24 protein-coding genes are annotated in these 25390 nt (G+C 70.0%); 5 read left to right on the top strand and 19 right to left on the bottom strand.

Annotation, left to right across the window (positions count from 1 at the left end; translation table 11 throughout):
- Positions 1-4 precede the first annotated feature (4 nt).
- The 3 genes from M3Q35_RS40710 to M3Q35_RS40700 form a co-directional block, all read right to left on the bottom strand.
- A complete protein-coding gene (locus M3Q35_RS40710) occupies positions 5-1918 on the bottom strand; it encodes an alpha-ketoacid dehydrogenase subunit alpha/beta (protein WP_273937899.1) in 1914 nt (637 codons plus the stop codon).
- 231 nt (positions 1919-2149) lie between these two features.
- The gene (locus M3Q35_RS40705; protein WP_273937898.1) at positions 2150-3136 is read right to left on the bottom strand and encodes an NAD-dependent epimerase/dehydratase family protein; all 987 of its coding nucleotides are present in this window, start codon (positions 3134-3136) and stop codon (positions 2150-2152) included.
- A gap of 45 nt (positions 3137-3181) precedes the next feature.
- Complete coding sequence (locus tag M3Q35_RS40700) at positions 3182-4075, bottom strand: ScbA/BarX family gamma-butyrolactone biosynthesis protein (protein ID WP_273937897.1); 894 nt, start codon at positions 4073-4075, stop codon at positions 3182-3184.
- Positions 4076-4362: 287 nt separating this feature from the next.
- On the opposite strand from M3Q35_RS40700, the gene M3Q35_RS40695 reads away from it, so the two are divergent.
- A complete protein-coding gene (locus tag M3Q35_RS40695; protein WP_273937896.1) occupies positions 4363-4995 on the top strand; it encodes a ScbR family autoregulator-binding transcription factor in 633 nt (210 codons plus the stop codon).
- A gap of 87 nt (positions 4996-5082) precedes the next feature.
- Here M3Q35_RS40695 and M3Q35_RS40690 read toward each other — a convergent pair whose 3' ends face one another.
- The 6 genes from M3Q35_RS40690 to M3Q35_RS40665 form a co-directional block, all read right to left on the bottom strand.
- Positions 5083-5724 (bottom strand): ScbR family autoregulator-binding transcription factor, encoded by a 642-nt coding sequence (locus M3Q35_RS40690; RefSeq protein WP_273937895.1) that lies wholly within the window; start codon positions 5722-5724, stop codon positions 5083-5085.
- Between the two features lie 37 nt (positions 5725-5761).
- Positions 5762-6583, bottom strand: a complete 822-nt coding sequence (locus M3Q35_RS40685; protein ID WP_273937894.1) for an AfsR/SARP family transcriptional regulator — start codon at positions 6581-6583, stop codon at positions 5762-5764.
- Positions 6584-6716: 133 nt separating this feature from the next.
- Entirely contained in the window at positions 6717-7883 is a 1167-nt protein-coding gene (locus M3Q35_RS40680; RefSeq protein WP_379794598.1) for an alpha-hydroxy-acid oxidizing protein, read from the bottom strand.
- A 75-nt stretch (positions 7884-7958) separates the two neighbouring features.
- Positions 7959-9587, bottom strand: a complete 1629-nt coding sequence (abc-f, locus tag M3Q35_RS40675) for a ribosomal protection-like ABC-F family protein (protein WP_379794614.1) — start codon at positions 9585-9587, stop codon at positions 7959-7961.
- An 87-nt stretch (positions 9588-9674) separates the two neighbouring features.
- The gene (locus M3Q35_RS40670) at positions 9675-11285 is read right to left on the bottom strand and encodes an ABC-F family ATP-binding cassette domain-containing protein (protein ID WP_273937892.1); all 1611 of its coding nucleotides are present in this window, start codon (positions 11283-11285) and stop codon (positions 9675-9677) included.
- Between the two features lie 290 nt (positions 11286-11575).
- Positions 11576-12157, bottom strand: a complete 582-nt coding sequence (locus M3Q35_RS40665; RefSeq protein ID WP_379794615.1) for an HNH endonuclease family protein — start codon at positions 12155-12157, stop codon at positions 11576-11578.
- A gap of 270 nt (positions 12158-12427) precedes the next feature.
- On the opposite strand from M3Q35_RS40665, the gene M3Q35_RS40660 reads away from it, so the two are divergent.
- Positions 12428-13555 carry an acyl-CoA dehydrogenase family protein gene (locus tag M3Q35_RS40660; protein WP_273937890.1) on the top strand — a complete coding sequence of 376 codons (1128 nt, stop codon included), beginning with the start codon at positions 12428-12430 and terminating at the stop codon, positions 13553-13555.
- Here M3Q35_RS40660 and M3Q35_RS40655 read toward each other — a convergent pair.
- The 5 genes from M3Q35_RS40655 to M3Q35_RS40635 form a co-directional block, all read right to left on the bottom strand.
- Positions 13552-14229: a hypothetical protein gene (locus M3Q35_RS40655; RefSeq protein ID WP_273937889.1), complete on the bottom strand. Its 678-nt coding sequence runs from the start codon at positions 14227-14229 to the stop codon at positions 13552-13554. The two genes, M3Q35_RS40660 and M3Q35_RS40655, sit on opposite strands and share 4 nt — an antisense overlap.
- Positions 14226-14843 (bottom strand): RNA polymerase sigma factor, encoded by a 618-nt coding sequence (locus M3Q35_RS40650; RefSeq protein WP_273937888.1) that lies wholly within the window; start codon positions 14841-14843, stop codon positions 14226-14228. The genes M3Q35_RS40655 and M3Q35_RS40650 overlap by 4 nt, the downstream gene beginning before the upstream one ends.
- 103 nt (positions 14844-14946) lie before the next feature.
- On the bottom strand, positions 14947-15597 hold the full coding sequence (locus M3Q35_RS40645) for a hypothetical protein (RefSeq protein ID WP_273937887.1): 651 nt from the start codon (positions 15595-15597) through the stop codon (positions 14947-14949).
- 19 nt (positions 15598-15616) lie between these two features.
- The gene (locus M3Q35_RS40640) at positions 15617-15973 is read right to left on the bottom strand and encodes a VOC family protein (RefSeq protein WP_273937886.1); all 357 of its coding nucleotides are present in this window, start codon (positions 15971-15973) and stop codon (positions 15617-15619) included.
- A 9-nt stretch (positions 15974-15982) separates the two neighbouring features.
- On the bottom strand, positions 15983-16780 hold the full coding sequence (locus tag M3Q35_RS40635) for a MerR family transcriptional regulator (protein WP_273937885.1): 798 nt from the start codon (positions 16778-16780) through the stop codon (positions 15983-15985).
- Positions 16781-16870: 90 nt separating this feature from the next.
- Between M3Q35_RS40635 and M3Q35_RS40630 the strand changes: the two genes are divergently transcribed.
- The 3 genes from M3Q35_RS40630 to M3Q35_RS40620 all read left to right on the top strand — a co-directional run bounded on the left by M3Q35_RS40630 (position 16871) and on the right by M3Q35_RS40620 (position 18749).
- On the top strand, positions 16871-17245 hold the full coding sequence (locus M3Q35_RS40630) for a glyoxalase superfamily protein (protein ID WP_273937884.1): 375 nt from the start codon (positions 16871-16873) through the stop codon (positions 17243-17245).
- Between the two features lie 101 nt (positions 17246-17346).
- A complete protein-coding gene (locus M3Q35_RS40625; RefSeq protein WP_273937883.1) occupies positions 17347-17883 on the top strand; it encodes a lectin in 537 nt (178 codons plus the stop codon).
- Complete coding sequence (locus M3Q35_RS40620; RefSeq protein ID WP_273937881.1) at positions 17796-18749, top strand: SMP-30/gluconolactonase/LRE family protein; 954 nt, start codon at positions 17796-17798, stop codon at positions 18747-18749. The genes M3Q35_RS40625 and M3Q35_RS40620 overlap by 88 nt, the downstream gene beginning before the upstream one ends.
- A gap of 44 nt (positions 18750-18793) precedes the next feature.
- Here the strand turns inward: M3Q35_RS40620 and M3Q35_RS40615 are convergent, their stop codons facing one another.
- From M3Q35_RS40615 to M3Q35_RS40595, 5 genes are all read right to left on the bottom strand, one after another.
- Positions 18794-19741 (bottom strand): SdiA-regulated/phytase-like domain-containing protein, encoded by a 948-nt coding sequence (locus M3Q35_RS40615; protein ID WP_273937880.1) that lies wholly within the window; start codon positions 19739-19741, stop codon positions 18794-18796.
- Positions 19742-19987: 246 nt separating this feature from the next.
- Positions 19988-20356: a VOC family protein gene (locus M3Q35_RS40610; protein ID WP_273937879.1), complete on the bottom strand. Its 369-nt coding sequence runs from the start codon at positions 20354-20356 to the stop codon at positions 19988-19990.
- Between the two features lie 85 nt (positions 20357-20441).
- Positions 20442-21899 (bottom strand): PKD domain-containing protein, encoded by a 1458-nt coding sequence (locus M3Q35_RS40605; RefSeq protein ID WP_273937878.1) that lies wholly within the window; start codon positions 21897-21899, stop codon positions 20442-20444.
- Positions 21900-21919: 20 nt separating this feature from the next.
- Positions 21920-23410: a PKD domain-containing protein gene (locus M3Q35_RS40600; protein WP_273937877.1), complete on the bottom strand. Its 1491-nt coding sequence runs from the start codon at positions 23408-23410 to the stop codon at positions 21920-21922.
- Between the two features lie 119 nt (positions 23411-23529).
- Complete coding sequence (locus M3Q35_RS40595) at positions 23530-25368, bottom strand: glycoside hydrolase family 9 protein (protein ID WP_273937876.1); 1839 nt, start codon at positions 25366-25368, stop codon at positions 23530-23532.
- Positions 25369-25390 lie beyond the last annotated feature (22 nt).

Below are 25390 nucleotides of genomic sequence, written 5' to 3'. Positions count from 1 at the left end.
CCTTTCAGATCAGGACCGAGCGGACCGCGGCGACGACGTCGTCAACACTGGGCAGGACGGCGCGTTCGAGGTCGGGATGGAAGGGGATGTGCACGTCGTCCTTGGCCACCAGCCGGGGCGGCGCGAGCAGCGAGTAGAAGTCGTCGTCGGCCCCGGACAGCTCGGCGATCACGGTGGCGCCGAAGCTGCTGGTCCGGCCGTCCTCCTGCACGACGACCAGCCGCCCGGTCCGGCGCAGCGACGCGGCCACGGTCTCCCGGTCCCACGGGACCAGCCACCGAAGGTCGATGATCTCGGGCGAGACCTCGAGCCGGTCGGCCGCCTCGACGGCAAGCTCGACCCCGTTTCCCCAGGTCACGATGGTCACGTCAGATCCGGGACGAACGATCCGTGCTCCGACACCGGAGCTCGCGACGGGCTCGCATCGACGGCGCATCAGGTGCTTGGGCAACAGGATCAGCGTCGGATCCTCGCCGGCGAAGGCCGTCAGAAACGCCGCTTCCGTGTCCTCCGGCGTTGACGGCACGACGACCCGCAACCCGGGCAGGTGGGTGAACAGGCTCTCGTTGCTCTGGCTGTGCCAGATGCCGCCGCCGGGCAGGTAGGCGCCCCACGGCGCGTACATCACGACCGGGCAGGTCCAGTCGGACAGCGACCGCCAGCGCAGCGTGGTCAGCTGCCCGGTGATCTGGTTCCACGCCGGCCCGACGAAGTCGACGAACTGGAGCTCGACCACCGGCCGCATGCCGGCGGCGGCCAGGCCGACGGCGGCCCCGACGATGGTGGCCTCGGCCAGTGGCGAGTTGATCACGCGCGAACGGTCGAGTCCCTTGGTGAAGCCGAAGACACCGCCCTTGGGGTCGGCCACGTCCTCGCCGAAGACGATCATCTCCGGGTAGCGGTCGAGCCCGGCGCGCAGCGCGGTGTTGACCGCGGCGACCATCGTCCCGCCGGACACCTGCGGCGCCGGCAGCGCTACCGACGAACTCCCGAACACGTGCTCGCTCACCGACTTCACGTCTGCGGCGGGCTCCGACGCGACCCGCGTGAACGTCTGCTCCACTTCGTCGGCGATCTCAAGACGACGGGCGTCCACCCACTCCTGCGTCACAACGCCATCGGCGACAAGCCTTGCGGCGTAACGGGAAATCGGGTCCCGCAGCGACGCCAGCTCGGCCTTCGGCCGGTACAGCTTGTGGTCGTCGGAGGAGCTGTGCGACTCCAGCCGGTCCAGCTCGCACCACAGCACCACCGGCCCGAACCCGCCGCGCGCCCGGTCGAAGGCGTCCTGGCCGGCGGCCCGGACGGCGTCGGGATCCGAGCCGTCGACGACGGAAAGCCGCTCGGCCGGCAGCAGGCCCAGGTGCCGTGGGTTCATGTCATGGGTGGGCGTGCTGATGCCGTATCCGTTGTCGGCAATGAGAAACACCAGCGGCAGCTGGTTCTGCACGGCGAAGGCCAGCGCCTCGAAGAACTCGCCCTGACGGCTCGACGCCTCGCCGAGCGAGCACAGCACCGCACTGCCGTCGCCACGCAGCTTGGCCGCCCACGCCGCCCCCGCCGCCGGCAGACACTGGCTGGCGGTCGGGCTGGCGACCGACACGACGTTGCCGGGGCGGTGGCTGAAGTGGGAGGTCATCGAACGGCCGCCGGAGTGCGAGTCGGCCTTGCCCATCAGGTCACGGGCGACGTCCTCGACGGTCATGCCGCGGGCCATCACGATGGCGCGGTCTCGGTAGTGCGGGAAGATGTGGTCGGCCGCGGTCAGCACGTCGCCGAGCGCGGCGAACGCCTCGTGGCCGGCCGACGAGATGGCGAACCAGGCGTTGCCCTGGCGCAGGGTCAGACCCGACCTGCGGTCGCACTCGCGGGAGAGCATCATGCGGGCCACCAGGTCGGCGCGGTCGGAGTTGCTCATGACGTCCCCTCGACGAGAAAGCCGAACACCGAGAATTCTGCTTTCCAGGCCGGGTCGGCCACATCGCTTCCGCGACCCAAAACAAACCGGTCGCCCTGTTACGCGCCGAGGGGGAGGGCAACCAGAGGCACTCCCCCGCGGGGATGAGAACCTCACCAGAAGGGACTACGTCCACAAAGGACAAAGAGGGCCCGCCGGCACACAGCCGGCGGGCCCACACAACGGAAAACACTAAGCGGCGACACGCTCCCGGTACCACTGCGCGACCGGGGCGTCGATCCGCTCCCGCACACCCGGACCCGGCCGCACCCCGGTGTGCCGCCAGATCCGCTCGCTGTCGTAGAAGTGGTCGTACGCCAGCAGTTCGAACTGGTGGTCGGTCATCGAGGGCAACTCCTGCCGGGTGAGCTCCCGATGCGCCGGCGCCGGCAGGCTTTCCTCCGGCATGGCGTGCCCGAGCCGGGCACACAGCAGCCCGATCAGCTCCCGCATCCGCACCGGCCGCGGGTCGCTGACGTGGAAGACGGCGCCGGGGGCGCGGCCCCAGGCCATCCGGGCCAGCGCGGCGATCACCCGGGCCAGGTCGGTCACGGCGACGACCGAGGTGCGGGCGCCGCCCGAGTCGATCAGCGCCGGGATCTTCTCCAGCAGCCGCAGCAGTGTCGGCACGAACCAGATGTCGCCGGCCCCGTAGACCAGGTGCGGCCGCAGCACCACCCCGCCGAACGACCGGACGGAACGTTCGGCGGCGAGCTTGCTGGCACTGGTGGGCGATGCCGGCGCGGGTGCCAGCAACGACTCACCACTGCCGCGGTGCACACCGCTGCCGTAAACGGATGTCGTACTCAGGTAGACGAACCGGTTGACACCGGCCCGCGTGGCCTCTTCCAACAGGACCCGGGTGCCGTCCCGGTTCACTGCGTCACAGAGGTCGGCGCTGCCGCCGATCTGCGACCCCAGGTGCAGCACGGTGGTCACGCCGTCGCATGCCCCTCGCATGGTCGACGGTTCCACCAGATCGCCACGGACCTCGACCACACCGGCCTCGCTCATCCAGTGCGGCACGCCGCTGCGGGTGAGCACGCGGATCTCGGGCCGGTGCTCCCGCGGCCCGGACAGCAGGTCGGTCATCATCGCCGAGCCAACGAAACCGGTCGCCCCGGTAACCAGGACGGCGCCGACCCCTCTTCGGCGGTCCCATTCCCCCTGCACTGCCATTCCCCCCAGAACTGTGTTGTCCACTGTCGACGCCCCCCGTGGCGGTCAGCCGCAGACCAGCATGTCCAGGTGGCCGCGGGCGACCCGCCGGCCGTCCTGGTCGAAGACGGCCTCGACGCCGAGCGCACCGGGCACCTCGGACCGCACGGGCAGGGCCGTGACCACGACCGGCGTGTCCAGCTCGACGTAGCGCTCGAACGAGAACCGGCAGCCCACCGGGAGCAGGTCGGTACGTCCGTGCACCAGCTTGGCCGCCTGGCGACCGGCCTCCATCAGGACCATACCGGGGACATGGTCGACGGGGTGGTCGAAAAGCACCGGATGGTCACGGTCGACGCGGACCTGCCAGCTGTGCCCGTCCGCCCCCGCGGACAGCACGACGTCCCGCTCGCTGAGCCGGCCCACCGACTGCGGCGTGACCGCCGCCGGCAGGACGCCGGTGACCGGCGGCGGCACGTCCCGGCCGCCCCGCAGCCGCCGGTACGCCGCGGGCGACACGCAGCTCCAGCGCACCGACGCGGAGCCGACGCGCTCCCCGTCCCGATAGCAGTCGAAGTCGGTGATCATGCTGCTCACCGTGCCGCCACGGCGCTTGACCTCGCGCGTCGTGACCGCGAACAGGATGTCCGCGGGACGGTCGCCGAGCACCAGAGCACCCTCCGAGATCTGGTAGCTCTTCTCGTGCGACAGGAACTTCCAGTCCATCGGCACGTCGAACACCTGGTGCGCCAGCACCAGCGTGGCCTGCCGAAGGCTCTCGGCGAACAGCATCGGATCGTGCCGGGGCAGGGTGGCCGGCGAGTAGAAGCTGTGCGCGCGGGGCCACTGGGCCCCGACCTGGAAGGTGTTCTCACCGGTCACGCACAGGTCGGTCAGAAACACCTCCGAAACGGCGGCCCGGTGCACCAGGCTCCTCGGCACCGTCCGGTCGAACAGCACTCGTCCCTCGCTGCCCACCGATGCCGGGAAAGCCTGACCCTCCCGAACCCCCTCACCTGGAACGATGAGTCGAACTCACGGATTTCGGCCGCGTTCGTCCTGATCATGGCAGTCATCGGAAACCCTCCGATTGAGTGAACGTCCCCCCGATGCGGCCCCCAGCCGCACCGATGAGAACCATACTAGTCGCCCGGTTTGTTTTTGCACGCAAGAGTCACGGTGCGGGGGTAGGATTTTCTTCCGACGCGGCGAGAAGACCGCCGCTGGATAGCAAGGAGAGTACTGCGTTGGCTCTACAGGAGCGGGCAGAACGGACCCGGGCCGCCATCTTGGACGCCGCCGCTGCCGTCTTCGACGACCGCGGCTACGCGGGTGCGACGCTGTCGGACATCATCGCCGTCGCGAACGTGACCAAGGGGGCGATGTACTTTCACTTCTCGTCCAAGGAGAAGATCGCCCACGCCATCGTCGCGGAGCAGTTCGAGGTGTGGGAGCCGCTGGCCGGGGCCAAGGACATCGGCGTGCAGACGGTGATCGACCTGACCCACAACATGGCTCGCAGCCTGCAGCACGACGTGCGGGTGCGGGCCAGCATCCGGCTGGTCATCGAGCAGGGCACGTTCACCGACCCCAAACCGGACTCCTACCAGCAGTGGATCAGCGTCGTGCGGTCCTGCCTTGAGAAGGCCGCGGCCAAGGGCGACCTGCGGCCCGAGGTGCACCCGGACGACGCCGCGCACCTGGTCATCGCCTCCTTCACCGGCGTGCAGATCTCGTCCGAGGTGCTCACCGGCCGGGAGGACGTGACCGATCGCGTGACCATCATGTGGCGGCTGCTGCTGCCCGGTATGGTGCCGCCCCGCCGGCTGGCCAAGTTCATCTCGGAGGGAACGCTGCCACCGGACACGACGCTGAACTGACCGGCACGAAAAACCCCCGCACGAGAAGCCGGCTGGGGACACCGGATCGCGGTGTCCCCAGCCGGTTTCTCAGTCTTGGGGCCGCCTTCAGTCCGGCGGGGCGATACGGGCGGTCGACCCGGTGAGGTCGAGGCCGCCGATCGCCGCCCGGCCGGTCAGCCCGGGCAGGATCATCGCCCACGACTCGGCCAGCGTCCGCGCCACCTTGTCCCGGGACATGGCCGACGCCCACAGCATCTCGATCCCCATGCACAGCGCCAGCACGACCGTGACCGCGCCGTCGACGGCCACCCCCTCGGCCAACTCCCCCGCCGCCGCCGCCCGGCTGGCCAGCCGGTGCAGGATGTTCTGCCACTCAAGGAAGAAGTCGATGAACGGGCGGCCCTGCTCGGCGCACTCCCGAGCCACCCGGAAGCTGGCCCGCACCGCGGCCTCGTCACGTAACCACCCGGCGACCAGCTGACTGAGGTCGATCATCGCCTGCACGCCGGAGGCCGCGCCGGCCGAGGCCGCCGCCGCCCGCCGTAACAGGTCCCGGCCGGGCTCCTGGACCGCGGCGACGATGTCGCTCTTGGCCGGGAAGTGGAAGTACAGCGCCCCCTTGGTCACGCCGGCCGCACGGCTGATGTCGTCGATGTTGGTGCCGATGAAACCGTTGCGGTCGAACAACTCCGCCGCCGAGGCGATCAGCCTCGCCCGCGTCAGTTCGGCTCTCTGCTGCCTGACCACCGTCTGTCCGTCTCCATGCGGTTCATGTAGTTGTGTGTCAGCCGACGTTTTCCAGCCGGATCCCGTTGTTGTCCGAAAGGGACAGTCGCGGGTCGGTGGTGAGGATCATGCGCTGCAACTGGTGCAGCGACGGCGAGGGCTCGAGGCCGAGCTCGTCGACCAGGCACGTGCGCAGCCGCCGGTAGCAGTCGATCGCCTCGCCACGCCGGCCCGAGCGGTAGAGGGCCAGCATCAGGTGCGCGTAGAGCCCCTCGTGGGTGCGGTTGCGCGCGACCAGGGCGGTCAGCTCGGACAGCAGCTCGTGGTGCCGGCCGAGGCGGAGGTCGGCGTCGATGCGCCGGTCGAGCACGTTGAGCCGAGCCTCCTCGAGGCGATGCATGTCCACCTCGAGCATCGCCCCGACCTGCACGTCGGCCAGCGCGCTGCCGCGCCACACCGACAGGGCGGCGCGGAAGCGGGCGGACGCCTCGTGCCACTCGCCGGCCTCGCGGGCCCGGTGCCCGGCCTCGGCCAGCCGCTCGAACTGCTGCACGTCGACCGCGCCCCCCGCGGTGTCGAGCAGGTAGCCGCCGGGCTGGGTGACCAGGATCCGCTTCGGGTCGCGGACCGGGGCGTCGGGGTCCTGCGCCACCGCGGCCCCGATCAGGGTGCGCAGGTGCAGGATGTAGGTCTGCAGGGTCGTGTTGGCACTGCGGGGCATGTCCGGGCCCCACAGCTCCTCGAACAGCGACGCGTTCGGCACCACCTCGTTGGCGTGCACCGCGAGCATCGCGAACACCTTGCGCGGCTTGGCCGCGGTCGGCGTCACCGGCTTGCCGCCCAACCGTGCGGCTAACGGTCCCAAGACTTCGACGTCCATGATCCGGTCCTCCCGTCGTCGATCGCGCTGCCGCCCCCGGCGACCCCGTTCGACCGACCTCCGAAGACTACAAAACCGACCGCCCGGTTTCAATCCCAAACCGGGGCGGGCGGTCGGTTTTTTCTGTACGTGATCACCCGCCGATCTTGTGGAGGTGGCGTTCGCCCAGGTCAAGGACGGTTTCCGCGCCGAGCAGGCCGAGCGTGACTTCTGCGTCGGCGAGCACCGATCGGATGACGTGACCGACGCCGGACTGTCCGTTCAGCGCAAGTCCGTACAGATACGGCCGTCCGACAGCGACCGCGTCGGCGCCCAGCGCGAGGGCCTTCAAGACGTCCGAGCCGGTCCGTACGCCCGAGTCCAGCAGCACCGCCAGCTCGTCGCCGACGGCCTTGGCGACGGCCGGCAGGGCGTCCAGGGCGGCGAGGGCGCCATCGATCTGCCGGCCGCCGTGGTTGGAGACCACTACGCCGTCGGCCCCGGCGTCGCGCGCCGCCCGGGCGTCGTCGGCGTGCAGGATGCCCTTGACCAGCAGCGGACCGGCCCAGTTCGCACGGAGAAAGGCCAGCTCGTCCCAGCTGCGGCCGGTGCCGGTGAACATCTGCTGCCACAGGCGCACGGCCGCGTCGAGGTCCTGCTCGGGCGGCTGGGCCAACCGGGCGCGGAAGACGGGGTCGCTGAACGCGGTGGCCGCGCCGATGCCCCGGAGCGTGGGCGCGAAGCCCTGGTCGAGGTCGCTGGGCCGCCAGCCGAAACGCGGCGTGTCGACCGTGACGACCAGCGCCGTGAAGCCGGCCCGCTTGGCCCGGTCGAGGATGCTCAGGCACACCTCGGGGTCGTCGGGCTGATAGAGCTGGTACCAGCGGTCGCCGTCGCCGTTGGCCGCCGCGACTTCCTCCAGGCTGTACGAGGCCGGCGACGCGACGATCATCGTCACGCCGGTTTCGGCCGCCGCACGGGCCACGGCCAGCTCGCCTTCGGGATGGACGATGGACTGCACGCCGATCGGGGCCAGCAGCACCGGCGCGGCCATCTCCTTGCCCAGCAAGGAGGTTCTCAGCTCCGGCTGGGTCTTGCGCAGCATCCGCGGCACCAGCCGGTAGCGGGCGAACGCCGCGCGGTTGGCCCGCAGCGTGTCCCCGCTGCCGGCGCCGCCGGCCACGTAGCCGAAGGGCCCGGGCGCGAGCACCTTCGCGGCGGCGTCCTCCAGCTCGGTGCCGTCGCACGGGCACGGCGGCGGATGACCCGCCGCCGCGTCACGCAGCAGTTTGCCTTGGTATGTCGAGAAAGTGCCGCTCACACCGGCCATGGTCGCCCCACCATGCGGGCAGCCGAAGGGCGCTCGTCACCGTTTCGAGCGCCCTTCGACCCCATTTCAGGCCGCCACCCGCAGTGCGAGCGGCCGGCCGTCACACAAAGGCAGCTCCTCGCCCCGCCACCGGTTGCGCAGCAGCCGGTCGTGCGAGACAACCACCACCGCGCCGGAGTAGTCGGCCAGCGCGGCCTCCATCTCCTCGACCAGCGACAGCGACAGGTGGTTGGTCGGCTCGTCCAGCAGCAGCACGTCGACCTCCCGCACCAGCAGCCGGGCCAGCGCCAGCCGGCGCTGCTGCCCGATGGACAGCGAGCCCACCGGTGTGCGCAGGTCGGACTCGGCGAACAGGCCGAGCGACAGCAGCCGCTCGACGTGCTCGTCGGCCGTGCCGACCAGGCCCTGGGCGAACGTGGCCAGCACGCTGCGCTCCGGGTGCCGGACCGTGTTCTCCTGCGGCAGGTAGCCGATCCGGCCGTTGCGCGTGACCGTGCCGGAATCCGGTTGCAGCGAGCCGGCCAGCACCGCGAGCAGCGTGGACTTGCCGGCCCCGTTCGGCCCGGAGACGAACAGCCGCTCGCCGGCCGACACAGTCAGGTGGTCGACCGTGAGCCGGCCGGCCACCGTGACGTCGGACAGCTCCAGCACCGTGCCGTCCTCGACGCCACCGGACAGCGGGGCGTTGAGCCGCAACGGATCCGGCGGCTTCGGCACCGGATCGGCCCGCAGCCGGTCGAGCCGTTCGGCCGCGTTCTTCACCCGGGTCGTGATGCTGGCCATCACCCGCTGGCCGTCCCCGTTGTACTTGCACTTGTTGTGATCTTTGATCGGCCGGCCCGGGGCGACCCGGTAGGCCGTGGTCGCGCCCCACGACTCCCAGTGGTCGATCTCGCCGACCCACTCGGCGTACTGCTGCTCCCAGCGCTGCCGGGCAGCCCGCTTCTCGTCGAGATAGCCGACGTATCCGTTGCCGTAGCGGGTGATTGTCCGGCGGTCGCCGTCCACCTCGATGATCGCGGTGGCCACCCGCTCCAGCAGCAGCCGGTCGTGCGTGACCACGACGAGCGTGCCGCGGTGGGCCAGCAGCCGGTCCTCCAGCCAGCTCAGCGCCTGCGCGTCGAGATGGTTGGTCGGCTCGTCGAGCAGCAGCAGCTCCGGCTCGGCCGACAGCACGCCGGCCAGCGCCAGCCGGGCCTGCTGCCCGCCGGAGATCGTCCCGAGTGGACGGTCACGGTCGAGATGGCCGATGCCCAGCGCGGACATCGCCGCCGCAACCTTCGAGTCGGCCCGGTAGCCGTCTCGAAGTTCCAGCGCCGTCAGCAGTTCCCCGTACGCCGCGAGGCCGGCCTCGTCGGCGTCGCCGAGAGTCTGCTCCGCGTCGGCGATCTGCCGTTGCAGGGAACGGATCTCGGCCAGCGCGGCATCGATCGCGTCCCCGACCGTGGCCGTCGGCGACAGGTCGAGCACCTGCCCGAGGTGCCCGACGCCGCCCGGCGCCTCGACGATGATCTCGCCGTCGTCCGGCCGCTCCTGGCCGGCGATCAGCCGCAGCAGCGTGGACTTGCCGGAACCGTTGTCGCCGACGACACCGACCCGCTCGCCCGGACGGACCGTCGCGGAGACGGCGTCAAGGACACGGCGGTGCGCGAAAGCCAAGCTGGCACTGCGAATGGTGAGCTGAGCTGACAAAATGGCCTCCTGAGTTCGATGTGGACGGTCGGACGTGGCCGCGGATGCGTGAACACTGCTCGGCCCTCCTTGCACTCGTAACTCAGGTCGTCATGCGACCTTGCCGTCGGCGAGCACCAGTTCGGCGCCCTCCCATGTCTTGCGCAGCCACCGGTCGTGCGACGCGATGACCACCGCGCCCGGCGCGCTGCGCAGGGCCTGCTCCAGTTCCTCGGCCAGGCCGAGGGACAGGTGGTTGGTCGGCTCGTCCAGCAGCAGCACCTCCGGCGGGCGGGCGATCAGCACCGCCAGCGCCAGCCGCCGCCGCTGCCCGATCGACAGCTGCCCGACCGGCCGGTCCAGGTCCCGCCCGGCCAGCAAACCCAACTGGGACAATGCCACCGCGCCCGGCCCGGCGGCCGCGGCGTAGATCTGCCGCGGTGACTTCGTCAAGTCGGCGAACGTGACGTCCTGCTCCAGCAGTCCGACCCGCACACCACGAGCCCGGTGCACCACGCCGCTCTCCGGCGTCAGCTTGCCCGCCAACACCTTCAGCAGCGTGGACTTGCCGGCCCCGTTGCCGCCCTGCACCATCAGCCGGGCCGAGGTCGTGACGTCCAGCTGGTCCAGCTGCAACCGGCCCGGCAGCTGCACGTGCCGCAACGACACGGCCAGCTGGTCCTGCACCGGCTTGCCGGTCAGGTCGGCCTTGAACCGCAGCGGCAGCGGCGGGCGCTGCACCTGCGTCCTGGTCAGCTCGTCCAGCCGCTGCTGGGCGTTGCGGACCCGGCGGGAGATCTGCTTCTGCACCCGCCCGCCGTGCCGGTCGTAGCCGACCTTGTTGTTGTCCTTGATCACCCGGTGATGGTTCACCTGGTGCGCGGTGACGTTCACCGACTCCTTGAGCTCGGCCAGCTCCTGCTGCTCCTCGACGTACTGCTGCTCCCAGCGGGCCCGCTCGGAGCGCTTGGCCGCCAGATAGTCGCTATAGGCGCCGCCGAAGCGGGTCACCCCGCCGCGGGCCGGGTCCAGGTCGAGGATGTCCGTGCACACCGCGTCCAGGAAGACGCGGTCGTGCGAGGCCACCACGACCGTGCCCGGCAGCCGGCTCAGCTGCTGCTCGAGGAAGGTCACCGCCTCGTCGTCGAGGTGGTTGGTCGGCTCGTCCAGCAGCATCGCCCGCGGCTGGCGGATCAGCAGGGCGGCAAGGCCCAGCCGGGACCGCTGGCCGCCGGAGAACGCCGACAGCCGCCGGTTCGGGTCCACATCGGACAGTCCGAGCCCGGTCAGCACCAGCTCCGCCCGGCGGTCCGCGTCCCACACGTCGTGGTCCTGGGCCCAGTCCAGCACGTCGCCGTACTCGGCCAGCAGCTCGGTGTTGTCCGGGTCGTCGGCCATCTTCCGGCCGAGGTCGTCCAGCCGCTGCCGGGCCGCCCGGATCTCGGCCAGCGCGTCGTCGATGACGTGCCGCACCGTGCTGTCCGGGCCGAAAGGCAGCTCCTGCAACAGGAATCCGCAGTCCGGCGGCCGGCTGACCGTGCCAGCGTCCGGCTCCTCGTCGCCGGCCAGCAGGCGCAGCAGCGTGGACTTGCCCACGCCGTTGTCGCCGACCAGGCCGAGCCGCTGGCCCGGCGACGCCGTCAGGCTGACACCGTCCAGTACGCGCCGGTCGCCGTAGGCCTTGACCAGGTCGCGGGCGTGCAGAAAGGGAATGTTTGACATGCGACACCTACCGCAGAAGGAGCTGGGGGATGCGGAGAGCCCGCCGGGCCGTCTGCGCCTCACGCACAGGTGAGGTCGCGGGCCGCGGTCGCGGGCTGGGTGCGAAGTCAGTAAACCATAGTGATCACAGTGTGGCAGCCGCGCCGGAAGGCGTCAACGGCAGCAGACGTCCTATCACCCGATCATGTCGGATCTTGAGGCGTTTTCCCTGGTCAGGGCGGTGTTTCGGGCTCAAGAACCGGTCGAGGATCACTCGAGGCCGGTCTTTCGACCGGCCCCGAGCGCGGTGCTCAGCAGCCGTTGAGCATGGTCGTCAGCGCCGACTTCTCCGACGATTGCAGCGTCAACTTCCACACGTACTTCACCCGGACCCACATCTCCGCGTACGTGCAGCGGTAGGCCGTGCGAGACGGCTGCCAGGTCGACGGGTCCTGGTCGCCCTTGGACTGGTTCACGTTATCCGTCACGGCGATCAGCTGCGGGTCGGTCAGGTCGTTGGCGTACTGCTGGCGCTTGGCGTCCGTCCAGCTCGACGCGCCCGAGCGCCACGCCTCGGCCAGCGGCACCACGTGGTCGATGTCCACGTCCGACGCCGCCGTCCAGGTCGCGCCGTCATAGGGGCTGTACCAGCTGCCGGACGTCGCCGAGCAGGCGCTGTTCGTCGTCACGTTCTTGCCGTCCCGCTTGAGCACCGTCTCCCGGGTGTCGCAGGTACCCGAGATGATGATCCAGTGCGGGAAACGATCCCGGGAGTAGCCGGACATCGACCCCTCCGCTTTGACGGTCAACGCGCTCAGCTCGGACTTCGCCGTCGCCGCACTCGGAATACCCGGAGGGGTCGCCCCCGCCGACGGCGCCAGCCCCACCGTCATCGCCGCACAGGTCAGCAGGGCCAGGGATAAGGAACCGGTCTTCGCCATGGTCGGGCCTCCAGGACGTTCGCAGGGCTGGACGCCTTTCATGTTTGGCACCCGCGTCCCCGCTGCTCAACCCGTCCGCCCGTGCCCATTGCGACATTTCGCCGTCCGGCCGCCCAGCCGTCACCTGCTTGTCGCAACGGCTTGGCCGCCGAACCCCGAGCTCGCCGAAGACGTTGCTGGTATCCATACAAAGATGGACAGACTGCCGGGAAAGAGGTCGGCGTGATCGCCGCCGGCCACCCGTTCGCGCCGCCGTCGCACGAGCAGCGCTGGATCGACACCGCGACCGAGCTGGCGGCCGAGTTCGCCAAAACCGCCGCCGAGTACGACGAGAGCGCCGAGCTGCCGCTGGCCAACCTACAGGCGCTGCACGCCAGCGGGCTCGATGTGGCGTTGCTGCCGGCGGAGTACGGCGGGGAATCGCTGAGCTACCGCAGCTTCGGCACGATCGTCCGTCTGCTCGGCGCCGCCTGCCCGTCGACGGCATGCATCTGGGTCATGCACATCGGCGCCGCTACCGGCCTGGTCACCCGGTCAACCCCGGACGTCGCCCGCTTCTACGCCGACGAGCTGATCGCCGGGCGGCGGTTCGCCAACGCCCTGTCCGAGCCCACCGGCGGCAACCTGTTCCTGATGCCGTTGCAGCATGCCGCGCCGGTGCCCGGCGGCTACGAGCTGACCGGGGCCAAGCGGTTCGCCTCCGGCTGCGAGATCGCCGACCACTTCCTGATCAACGCCCTGGTCGACGGGCAGCCCGCCTTCTTCGGCCTGGCCGCCGACCCGTCGACCATGGCGTACATCCCGATCTGGGACACCATGGGCCTGCGGGCCAGCCGCAGCCAGCTCATCGAGTTCACCGGCACGCTGCTGCGGGCCGACCGGCTGTGCCCACCGTCGACCGGGCCGCACCCGAACCACATCGGGGCCGGTTTGGCGTTCCTGTCGCTCGGCATCGCGGACGCGGCGGTGACGGCGCTGGTGGCGCACGCCCGCAAGCGCGTCATTCCGACCACCGGAAAGCCGCTGGCCGAGATGCAGTGGCTGCGGTTCGAGGCCGCCGACGTGCACACTCGGCTGGAAGCGGCCGGGATGTACGCGCACCACATGTGCTGGCTGGCCGACCAGAACTCGGCCGACTTCATCCCCGCGACCATGCGGGCCAAGCAGCTGGCCAACGTGATCGCCGTGGACGCGGCGCAGCTGGCCGTACGGGTCGGCGGCGCGTCGGCGGGCTACCTGCGGTCGTCGCCGATCGAGCGGCTGTTCCGGGACGCGCAGGCCGGCGGGCTGATGGCCTACTCGGTGGAGGTGTGCAAGGACGTGATCGGGGCGGGGTTGCTGGCGGACTAGTTCCGCAGCGGGCCCTGGACGGTCTGCCCGTTGGCCAGCGTGGCCCGGACGTAGTTGGTCGTGGGCTGGCCGCTGTTCTCGCCGATGGGGTCCCGCACGATGAACGTCCCGTCGGCGACGACGCCCGGCGACACGGAGTTGTCCGGCCCGATCAGGGACAGGCCGACCACGTCGTCGGTGGTGATGCCGAAGTGGATGGACTCCTTGGGGTAGTTCATCGACGTGAGGTAGTCGAACGGCCGTTCTGGCGTGAGCTGACCGTAGAGGTCGGTCGAGCCGGGGGCGCCGCCGATGACGCCGGTGGCCTTGCCGTTCTCGATGACGCACGCCGCGGCGGTCCGGCTGTTGCGGATGACCACGAAGCCCAGCTGGGAACTGAGGTCGTAGCGGGCGGCGGCGCGCCAACTGGTGGGGTCGGGCATGTTGCGGGTGGTGCGGACGCAGTCCTTGACCAGCTGGGACTGGCCGGAGGCGACGTTGGTGTCGGTGCCGCGCAGCTGGGTGAAACCGATGGCGACCAGGGCGGCCAACACGACGACCGACGCGGCGACGGCCAGGGGTGCGCGCATGGAGCCGAACCGGTGCCGCGGCGCGAGCTGGGGCTCGATGTCCTCGGTCCAGAGCCGCTCACGCAGAGCCTCGGGCATCTCCCGCCGCTTCGGGATGTCGTTCATCGCCCCTCCTCCAGGCCCACGCCGCCGAGCAGACCACGCAGCCGGCTGCGCGCCCGCGAGACCCGCGCCCGCACGCTGACCTCGGCGATACCCAACACCTCGGCGGCGTCGGCGGTGGACAGCTCGCCGAGCAGGCACAGCTCCACGGCCTGCCGCTCCCCCTTCGGCAACTTGTCGACGGCCTCGAGCACAGTCCGCAGCCGCCGGTCGGCGTCGATCTGCGCGGCCACGTCCTCGGCGTGGTCCCGGGCGGTGTCGTTGAGCGGCAGCCGCGTCAGCACCCGCGAGAACCTACCGACCCGCCGGTACTCGTGACGGGCCAGATTGCCGGCCACGGTGTACAGCCACGGCCGGGCGCTGGCGTTGACCAGCGTCATCTCGCCCAGCTTGCGCCACGCGGCGAGAAAGGTGTTGGACGTCAGGTCCTCGGCCGTGGCCCAGGACCCGGTCAGCCGGTAGGCGTAGTTCCACACCGCCTCGGCATGCCGCCGGTACAGCTCGCCGAACGCCGCCTTGTCGCCGCGCGCCGCCTGCTCCCACAGCGTCTGGTCGTCGCTCGGCGGCAGATCGTCCCATTCGGGCGGATCGACCAGCCGCACGTGCTCTCCAGCCATCGTCACACCGGGCTAGTTCCCGGTCGCCCCGACGGCGTTGCATGCCTGCGCGAGACGAGACCACCGGCCGCACCGCGGACCTGCGGCACGGCCGGCTCTCATCCTAGCCGCGGAACGGGCCGGCGACGGTCTGGCCGTTGGCGAGTGTCGCTCGGATGTGGTTGGTCGTCGACTCGTTGCTGTTCTCGCCGTCCTTGGCCAGCACGGCGAACGTGCCGTCCTTGACCGTGGCGGCAACCGACTTGCCGTCCGGGCCGACCAGCGACACGCCGGTGACGTCCGCAGTGGAGATTCCGAAGTGGACGGACTGGTGCGGGTAGTTCATGGACGTCAGGTAGTCGAACGGGCGCTGCGCGGTGAGCTTGCCGTAGTCGTGGTTGTCGATCAGGCCGCCCATCAGACCGGTGCCGTGACCGTCCTCGACCACGCACACCGCGGCGTTCTTGTCGGTGCGGATCACCAGGAACCCGTGCGTGGCGTCGACGTCGACACGGGCGCCGGGCCGCCACGCGGCGCGGTTGGCCACCTGGTCGGCGGCCAGGCACTCGAACATGATCTTCGCGTTGCCGGTGGCGGCCGGGGCCACCTGGGTGGCGGCGTCGGTGGTGGTGCCCGGCACGGCGGCGAAGGCCACCGCCCCGCCGACGGCGAGAGCGCCGATCGCGGCCGCCGCGGCCAGGGCCAGAGTCAGCTTCTTGGTCGTCATGACCAGGTGTTCCCGGCCGCCGTCACCGCGTTGCGTGACCCGCGTCATGCCGGCGGGCCGCGCCCGGTCAGGCCGCGACGAGATCGAACTCGTTGCCCTCGGGGTCGGCCAGCGTGATCCAGCGCGCGCCGCCCTCGTCGAACTCGGCGCCCTTGGTCGCACCCAACGACACCAGGCGGGCCAACTCGGCCTCCAGGTCGGCGGCGACCAGGTCGAGGTGCACTCGGTTCTTGGCCGACTTGCCCTCCGGAACGGCGAAGAACATCATCCGCGGCAGGCCCGGCTGCTCGGCGGCGATGCCGACGGACGCGAAGGCGGCCGAACCGTCGGCGTCGACCTCGCGGTCGGTGACCCGGGCCCAGAACCCGGCCAGCTCGGCGGCGTTGGCGCAGTCGAAGGTGACCGCGAAGACAGTGCTACCCATGGTGTGCTCCTAATCGGTGATGGGGAAGACGGGCCAGCCGACCTCGGTGCGGTGCGCGGACTCGCCGCCCGCGGTGACCAGATAGGTCTCGCGGATGGGTCCGGGCACGCCGATCTGCCGGCCGGCGACGTACGTGCCGAGTGCGCTGTAGGTCCGGTCCAGCTCGCCGAACGGCCCCCGGTGCAGCGTCACGGCCAGGTCGGCGGCCGGCAGTTCCAGCAGCTCGACGCCGTGTCCGACCGGTTCGCCGTGCACGGGGATGTACGCGAGCACGTCGCCGGCGTCGTCGGTGAAGAACTCCTCGTGGTACAGGCAGCCGAGCGGTCCCGCCCGGTGCGGGCCGACCACTGCCTCCAGCCGCTCGAAAGCCTCGGCCCACCAGCGTTCGCTGTCGTCCATGGCGATGTGGTCGCCGACGGCCAGCACCGTCATCGCCGGAACCGAGCGGCACTCGACTTCGATGGGCGAGGCCTCCTGCTCCAGCAGCGACCGCAGCGAGCTGACCGCCGCCTGGGTCCGTTCGAGCTGGTGCTCGACCCGCCGCAGGTGCGCGGCGATCACCGCGTTGCGGGCCGCCACGTCCGGGGCCGCCAGCATCGCCCTGACCTCGTCCAACGGCATGCCCAGGTCCCGGAACCGCCGGATCACCTGCGCCGTCCGCGCCTGCTCCGGCCCGTACAGCCGGTAGCCGGTGGCCGGGTCGATCTCGGCCGGCACCAGCAGGCCGAGCTCGTGGTAGTGCCGCAGCGCCTTGACGCTGAGATAGGTCATCCGCGAGAAGTCGCCGATGGACAGCAGGACCGCCATGCACGCATCATCGGCCCTCCCCTTACAGGAGGGTCAAAACTTTCCCATTGAGGACCGAAGCTGTCCGCAATGGCGGCTATCGTCGTCGACATGGAGATCAGAATCGAGCTCGTGATCCTGCCCGTGACCGACATCGACCGGGCCCGGGACTTCTACGTCGACAAGATCGGCTTCAACCTCGACCACGACCACACGGTCAGCGACGAGATCCGCTTCGTTCAGCTCACGCCGCCCGGCTCGGCCTGCTCGATCGCCTTCGGCAAGGGCCTCACCGACGCCGCGCCCGGCACGGTCAAGGGCCTCCAGGCCGTGGTCGACGACGCCGACAAGGTGCGGGCCGAGCTGGTCGAGCGCGGGGCCGAGGTCAGCGAGGTGCAGGACCTGGCCTGGGGGCGCTTCGTGTTCTTCGACGACCCCGACGGCAACCACTGGGCGTTGCAGCAGATCGTCCGGCCCGGGCAGTAGTAACACATTGAAACAGGCGATTCGTCGTGTAGACAGAAGATCTGTCTCGGCGAGCCGCCACGGCGAGGCGCCCCACGAACCCTGCCACCCGTGGAAGGCCCATGAGAACTCGCCATCTCACCAGAACCTTCGCCGTCGCCGCGGCGGCCATCGCCGTCGCGGCGCTCGGTGTCCCGACCGCCCAGGCGGCCACCGGCACGATCACCGGCTACGGCGGCAAATGCGTCGACGTCACCGGGGGCACCAGCGCCAACGGCACCCGGGTCCAGCTGTGGACGTGCACCGGCGGCCCGTCCCAGCAGTGGACCACCGGCGACGACGGCTCGCTCCGGGCGCTGGGCAAATGCCTGGACGTCGCCGGCGGGTCCACCCTGAACGGCGCCAAGGTGCAGATCTATGACTGCAACGGCACCGCGGCGCAGCGGTGGACGTCGTCCGGCGGGCAGCTGGTCAACGCCGGCTCCGGCAAATGCCTCGACGCCACCGGCGTGAGCAGCGCCGACGGCACGCCGTTGCAGATCTGGACGTGCGGCGGCGGCGCGAACCAGCAGTGGACGCTGCCGGCCACCACCACCCTCCGGCCGGCGGCCCCTGCCCGAGCGGCCCGTTCGGCAATCCGCTGCCGTCGCAGAACCTGACCGCCACGAAGATCAAGGACGGCTACAACTTCCTGGAGGGCCCGGTCTGGGACGCGGCCAGCCAGACCCTGCTGCTGACGAACATGCATGACGGCTCCGGCCCGCAGAACGTGCAGGCGTCGGACATCCTGCGGTTCACACCGTCCACCGGAAGCTTCTCCACGTGGGTCGCCAACTCCGGCAGCAACGGGCTTTCCCTGAGCCGGGACGGGAAGACGGTCATCGCCGCGACCCACGACCAGCGCAGCGTGTCGGCGTACGACCTGGCCACCAAGCAGCGCACCACGCTGGCCGCCAACTATCAGGGGCACCAGTTCAACTCGCCCAACGACGTCACCGTCGGCGCGGACGGCACCGTGTACTTCACCGACCCCGACTTCCAGCGGGCCGACCGGCCCGACCAGATGTCCGGCCACACCGACGTCTTCCGCGTGAAGAACGGTGTGGTGTCGTTGATCGACGACTCGATCCGTGAGCCCAACGGCATCGAGCTGTCCCCCGACGGCCGCACCCTGTACGTCGGCGGCAACGCCACCGGCAAGATCTACAAGTACCCGGTCAACGCCGACGGCAGCACCGGCCCCCGCAGCGATTTCGCCGCGCTCGGCGGCACCGACGGCGGCACGGTCGACTGCGCCGGCAACGTCTACCAGATCACCTTCAGCGACGGGAAGATCCATGTCTTCTCGCCGGCCGGACAGGCTCTCGGCACCATCAGCGCCGGTCAGAACGCCACCAACGCCGCGTTCGGCGGGCCGGACGGCCGCACCCTGTACATCACCTCCGGCCGTCCGTCGAGCGGCGGCGACACCGGGAACTACGGCCTGTACGGCATTCGGCTGAACGTGCCGGGCTGGCCGTACTGACAACCCTTGCGGCCCCGCGGCTTTCGGCCGCGGGGCCGTTGAGGTCAGCAGGTGATGGTGCCGCGGCGCAGCGCGTGGTTGCCGTCGTCGCTGTCGTCCGACCAGTACACGGGCTTGCTGCCGCTCACGCACTCGTCGGCGCCGGCGATGGCGAAGCCCTCGTTGTTGTAGTTGGGCATGCCGGACGGCCGGTTGTAGACGGCATCGGCGGCGAAGAGGCCGGAGGCGTTGATCTTCATGGTCCGGTGCTGGCCGTTGCAGTGGTTGTCGCAGACGGCCCACAGCCGCGACGCCTGCGGCTCCCACTGGAGCTCCATCACGGCGCTCATGCCGCTGCTGAACGAGGCGATGCGCTTGAACGCACCGGAGTCCTGCAGGACGTAGCCGTAGATCATGCCCGTGGCCTCCTCGCTGACGAAGAACACGCCGGCGGTGTGGGGGCCGTAGCCGCTCGGGTTGTACGCGGCACCGGTCGAGGAGTCCTTGAAGCCGGCCGCGGTGAGCGTGGCGTCGGGGATCCAGGTGATGCCTTCGAAGCCGAGGTTGGGGTCGACCGGCGGCAGGTCCGCGGTCAGGTTCCATTCCTTCGTAGCGGTCAGCGTCGAGCTCGTGCCGCTCACGTCGTAACGCAGCACCGAGGTGCGGCTGGTGCCCGACTTGTCGCCGTTTCGTTCCGTGGACACGAAAACGCCGCCGGCCGCGCCGGCGCCCGTGAGCGTCACGCCCTCGTCGTCAGGCGTGCCGGAGCCGTTCGGGTAGTGCAGCGTCTTGCCCTTGGACCAGCCGTTGGCCGTGTCCGGGGTCCAGCTCGACCCGTTTCGCTTCAGGCGCCACAGCATGCCGGAGTTCTGGGCCACCCAGAGCACGTTGCCCTCTTGGTAGAGGCCGCTCATGTCTTCACCGAAGGCGTTGGCGGCATCCGCCGTGGACACCGAGCTGCTGCCCGGCCAGGCCACCGCCGTCGCCGCGTCGGCGGTTGCCGCCCCGCTCATGGCTAACGCCGCTCCGATCAGCACGACCAGGACACGACGGCTTGTACGCGATTCGTTCACGCGAACCTCTCCCAGGTAGAGGGCAAACGGAAGCCACACTTCCCTGGCAGGGGGAATGCTCATGTCCAGCAACATGATCTTACGTTGAACACCGGCGAAACTACGCGCGCCGATCACTCCAACGGCGGAGTGACCCGGGCCGATCGGCGGTGTTTCGTCCGGCTTTGTGGCCGATCGGCTACTTGCTCATTCCCCGGCCGGCGGCTGCCACAGCTCGAACTTGTTGCCTTCGATGTCGTGCGCCCACCCGAAGCGCCCGTAGTCCGTGTCGCTCACCTCGTCCGACACCTTGACGCCGGCCGCCCGCAACTGCGCCAGCATCGCGTCCAGATCCGCGACCCGGTAGTTCACCATGAAGCTCTGCGTCGGCTCGCCGAGGTGCTCCGCATCCGCGTCGAACACCGCCCACGTCGTCGAGCCGCCCGCCGTCCACTCGAACTGCTTGCCGCCCCACTCCCCCATGTCCACGCCCAGATGCTCCGCATACCAGGCCCGCAGCGCCTCCCCGTCCCGCGCCCGAAGGAAGATCCCGCCAATACCCGTGACTCGCTCCATCGGCGCAGTCTGCCCCACCCACGCCCGCTTGACGAGCACAAGCTCGTCGCCGCTGAGGCAGAGCCTCAGCGGCGACGGCTCGGAGCTAGGACCGCACGCTGGTCGTCACGCCGACCAGCTGGTTGTCGTCCGGATGGTCGTCGGCGGGATAGTGGTTGGGCAAGCCGGCGCTCACCTGGAAGGTCACCTTGCCGGCCGCGACGTCTGCGGCGGTGTAGGTGTAGGCGAACGGGAACTCGACCGTGTGGCCGGCGGCGACCCGCTGGGTGAGGGAGCCGATGCTGTTGTACACACCGTTCTCGTACAGCCGGGACAGCGTGACGGTGACGTCCTCGTCGTAGCGGGTGTCGACCACCGACACCTTGATCGACTTGGTCTGGCCGGCACGGGCCGAGGCCGGCACGACAAGGTTGGCGACGCTGACGTCGTGCGTCTCGACCTTGAGCGTCCGCACGGTCGAGCCGGTGCGGCCGTCGTTGGTGGCGCCGCTGACCGTGACCTGGTACTGACCGTCCTTTGTGTACTGGTGATGGATCGGGTCGCCGGTGAGCGGCGCGGACGTGCCGTCGCCGAAGGAGATCTGTCCGCTGGCGAACTTCCGACCGAGCGGATCACCCGGGTAGGTGTAGAACTGGATGTCGCTGAAAACCGACGGACGCTCGGGATTGGCGGAGAAGCCGGGCGCGAGGGCCGGCGCGGTCGCGATGCTCAGGTCGAACGAGCGCGCATGGTCGGCGCCCGCGGCCACCCGGATGTAGTAGGTCTGCCCGGCCACCGCGGTGAAGACCGAGTTCAGGCGATCCTGCGACCGCACGCAGTCCACCTCGGTCAACCTGTCAACGCTCGTGCCCTGGTACACGCTGATCGAGGGCGCGTCGAAGTAGCTCACCTGCTCCACGCTCACCGACCGCGTGCGCTCCGGCGTGTAGCGGTACCAGACGGAATGGTCCACGGTGGCGTCGCAGCTCGGCGGGGTCTCACCCGGCTCGGCCGACGCCCGCGCCAGGTCCCCGGTCAGGTCGCCGGGAAAGGCCGGCACGATCGCCGCGGCGAAGTTGTCGTTGGGCGACGCCGGCACCAGGTTGAGGCGGAAGGTGACCTGGCTGCCGGCGTAGAGGTCGAGCACCAGGAGGTGATACGTGGTGCCGGCCGTGACGTGGAAGGTGCTCGACGGCGGGTGGTTGTAGCTGGTGCAGGAATCGGTCACCTGGGTCAGGGCGTCGCGGGCACCGGTGTACGCCGCGAGCACCGGCGTCGACCCGGTGGCGGACACCGTGGCCAGCACGACGCCGTCGGCCGGTGCGGTGTAGTCGTACCACGTGCTCCGCTGGCCGTAGGCGTAGCACGAGGTCGGGTCGTCGGTGGCCTTGGTGGCCTGGGTCGTGTCCTGCGTTGCGGCGAACGGCAGGGCGGTGATGGCCGTCGCGGTGTCGATGTCGTCATTGGACGGCGGCGCGGCGTTCGCGATGCCGGGGAACAGCACGGTCGCCACGGCCACCAGGCCGACGACCGATGCGCTCATGCGTCTGATGGACAGCGTCATCTCGTTCTCCCCCTTCGAAATCAGCTGGCTTGGCGGACGGTCCGCGGATTCACGGTCGTGGCGATCGCGATCACTTCGTTGTCCGCCGCCCGGGCGTCCCGCACCGGGTAGGGCAGCTGCACGACGGCGCGGAAGGTCACCTTGCCCACCAGCGCGTCGTCCGGTGTGAACGTGTAGGCGAAGGGGAAGGCCACGCTGCCCCTGGCCCGCGCGGGCACGTCGAGCGTGAGCGTGCCGACTGTGGTCGAGAAGTTGCCGTCGAACTTGTACAGCGTGACCGTCGGCTTCTCGGCGTACCGCGTGTTGGACACGTGCACGGTGATCGACTTCTGCTGGCCGTCACGGGCCGAGCTGGGCACGTCGAACTTGGTGATGCCCACGTCGTGGGTGTTCACCGTCAGCGGCGTGGTCTTGGTGACCGTCCGGCCGTCCGGGGAACTGGCGTGCATGGTCAGCTGGTAGACGCCGTCGACCTTGTAGTTGTGGTGCACGGGATCGGTGCCGGCCGGCGCCGAGGTGCCGTCGCCGAAGTCCCAGGAGGCGGTGATCGGCGTGTCGAACGAGTTCCACGAGTGGGCGGCGAGGGAGATGTTGTCGTAGACCGTCGGCTCGGACGGCGAGATGCTGAACTCCGGGTCCAGCGCCGGCGCCTCGGCCAGGGTCAGGGTCGGCGGGGCCGTCGAGCGGCTCCCGGTGACCCGGATGTAGCTGGTCGCACCGGGATTCGTGCGGAAGACCGTGGCCCCCATGGCGTACTGGGTGCACCCGACCTGTTTCAGCGCCGGCAGCGAGTCCCCGCTGTACACCGTGACGAACGAGTCGAAACCGTCGATCTTCGCGGTGACCGAGGTCGCCGCGCCGGTCGCGGTGTAGGAGTACCAGACCGAGGGCCTGGTCCGGTCGCTGTCGCACGTCGACTGCGGCTCGTCGGCCTCGATCGAGCCGGTCGTCAGATCGGGCTGCAGGGTCTGCGGCAGCGTGCTGACCGGCGTGGCGTTGGCGAAGTTGTCGTTGGCCGGCGGTGCGGCGCGGTCGACGGCGAACGACAGCACGCCGCCCGCGACGTAGTAGCCGGCGACCATGAAGTAGTAGGTCGTCCCGGCGGTGGCCCGGAACGCCATGGTGGCGTTGGCGCCGCTCTCGCAGCCGTTGTCCACGCCGCTGAGGTTGTCCCGCTCCCCGGTGTTGGCCGACAGGATCCTCGAGCCGTCACTGCCGGCCGAAGTGGCGCGCAGCCACCCGTCCTCGGTGGCGGTGTACCGGAACCACACCGAGCCGACCATCGCGAAGTTGTCGCACCAGTACGGATCGTCGCTGGCCTTGGTGGCCGCGCTGGTGTCCTCCTGCGTGCTGAACGGCAACGCCGTGATGGCCGTCGCGTTGTCGAAGTCGTCGTTGGCCGGCGGCGTCGCGGCATGCGCCACGCCCGGCGCCAGCACCGCCGACACGGCGGCGGCCACGGCGACCGCCGTGGTCCGGGCATGCGTCAGTAATCGCTGCGAGAGCAGCATCGTTCATCCCCCCGCAAAGATCCGTGCCACCACCGACGGTGGCTCCCCGCCCAGTACATCGGGCCGGGAGCCACCCATGTGACCGATACCGGGGGAATTGCGCCGAATGCCGTATCGACTCAGCCGGCCGCGGTGAGGCTCAGGGCGAGGGTGCCGGTCGAGGTGTAGTCGTCGGCCGGCTCGTTGGTGGCCCAGGTGAGGATGTTGTCCAGGTAGCGGACCGTGCTGGAGTCGTAGGTCTTGTACGACGGGTCGCTGCACGCCCGGTAGCCGTCGGGCAGCGGGTCGATGGTGTCGAACTGGTGGGCGTTGGTGGGGCCGCTGGCGACGCCGCCGACGGCGAGCTTGCCGGTGCCGGTGAGGCTGCCGGACAGGTTGGCGACCTGGTTGTGCACGCACTTCGGCGCATTGCCGACGCCGACGAACATCGAGATGCCCCAAGCGTTCGAGCCGAGGATGTAGTCACGCTGCTGGGTGGCGAAGGCGTCGTAGTCGTGCTTGCCGGTGAGCTTTCCGTACAGCAAGGCGGTGGTGAGCAGCCCGAAGGTGTGCGTAGCGCCGTCGCCGTCCTGGATCGGAGCGCCGGTGCGGAAGGGGCTCTTGGCGGCCTGGGCGGCGCCGGCGGAGAGCTGACGGGCGAGGTCGGCGGTGAGCTTGGCCTCGGTGACGGCCAGCTTGGGCGCGTTGGGCCGGCGCAGCAGCTGGATGAGGTCGGCGTGGGCGAGCGCGCTGGTGTCGTACAGGTTGAGCGAGTCCTTGTTGCTACTGGCCAGGTACGCCTTGGCATACGTGCCGGCGTCGACCGCCCAGCCGTCGGCACGGTTGTCGCCCAGTGCCGTGGCCGCAAGGGAAAGTTCGGTGGCGCCGAGCTCCATATCGTCCAAATAGGACGACTCCGGGTAGTAGCCGTGCGGGAAGACCGAGACGATGCTGCCGCCGGCGGTGTTGGCCAACGCGTAGATCGACGCGGCGGAGGCCAGGTACTGCTTGGCCTTCACCTTGTCGGAAGTGTTCTGCGCCGCCAGCGCGAAAGCCGCGGCCATCCGGCCGGCCAGGTTGGGGCTGATCTTCTCGCCAGCCTTGTTGGCCGCGAACACCGGGCGGTACTTGATGAAGTAGTCCTTGTCGCCCGGCTTGACGGTCAACGCGTCGTCGGCCTCGGGCAGCCGCCACACCTCGTGGTCGCCGACGAAGTCCTTGCCGTTGCCGACCCCGATGCCGACCTGCGCGTACAGCACGCCGTTCTTGGCGTCCCACATCTTGTTCAGGTAATCGAGGCCGTACTGCGCCTCGGCGGTCAGCGCCGCGTTGGGGTGGGATCGCTGCGACAGCAGCAGATTCGTCACGGTGTACGAAGCCGTGGCGGTGAACTTGAGGAAGTCGCCGGCGTCGAACCACCCGCCGGACGCGTCGATCGTCGCGCCGGTCTTGGTCATCTTGCTGGTGATCGTCTCGTCGTTGAACTTCGGCGCCTCGTAGACCGCGGCCGTGCGGTCGGTGAGGTGACTGGGCTTGCGATCCATGATGCCCGGGATGACGTCCACGCCGTCCCGCTGCATCTGGAAGAACGTCACGGTGTCGTCGGCCAGCGGCCCGAACAGCGCGTTCGCACTGTCCACCTTGAACGACGGCGAGACCGTGCTGCCGACCTTGATCTGGTACGTGCCGACGGTCTTCAGCGCCGAGATGTCGATCGGGTAGACCGCCGAGTACGCCGTGCTCCACTTCCCGGTGCTGGCACCGACTTTGCCGGTCAGCACGGACTTGCCGGCGGCGTCGGTGACGGTGAACGCCGCACCGGCGTTCACCGTCGTCCCCATCAGATAGGCCGCCTTGGCCTCCCCGGTCGCATAACCGACCTGGTCCACCCGAATCTGAGCCGTTGTCGTCGCGGCCGCCGCCGGCACCGCCAAGCTCACCGACGCGACCACGGCCATGGCCGCTGCTGCAACACGCATGGGTCCTCCAGTGCAGGGCTGG

Source organism: Kutzneria chonburiensis (assembly GCF_028622115.1).
GTDB lineage: Bacteria > Actinomycetota > Actinomycetes > Mycobacteriales > Pseudonocardiaceae > Kutzneria > Kutzneria chonburiensis.
Note: the sequence above shows the minus strand (reverse complement) of the source record. Positions and strands in the feature narration are given on the sequence as shown.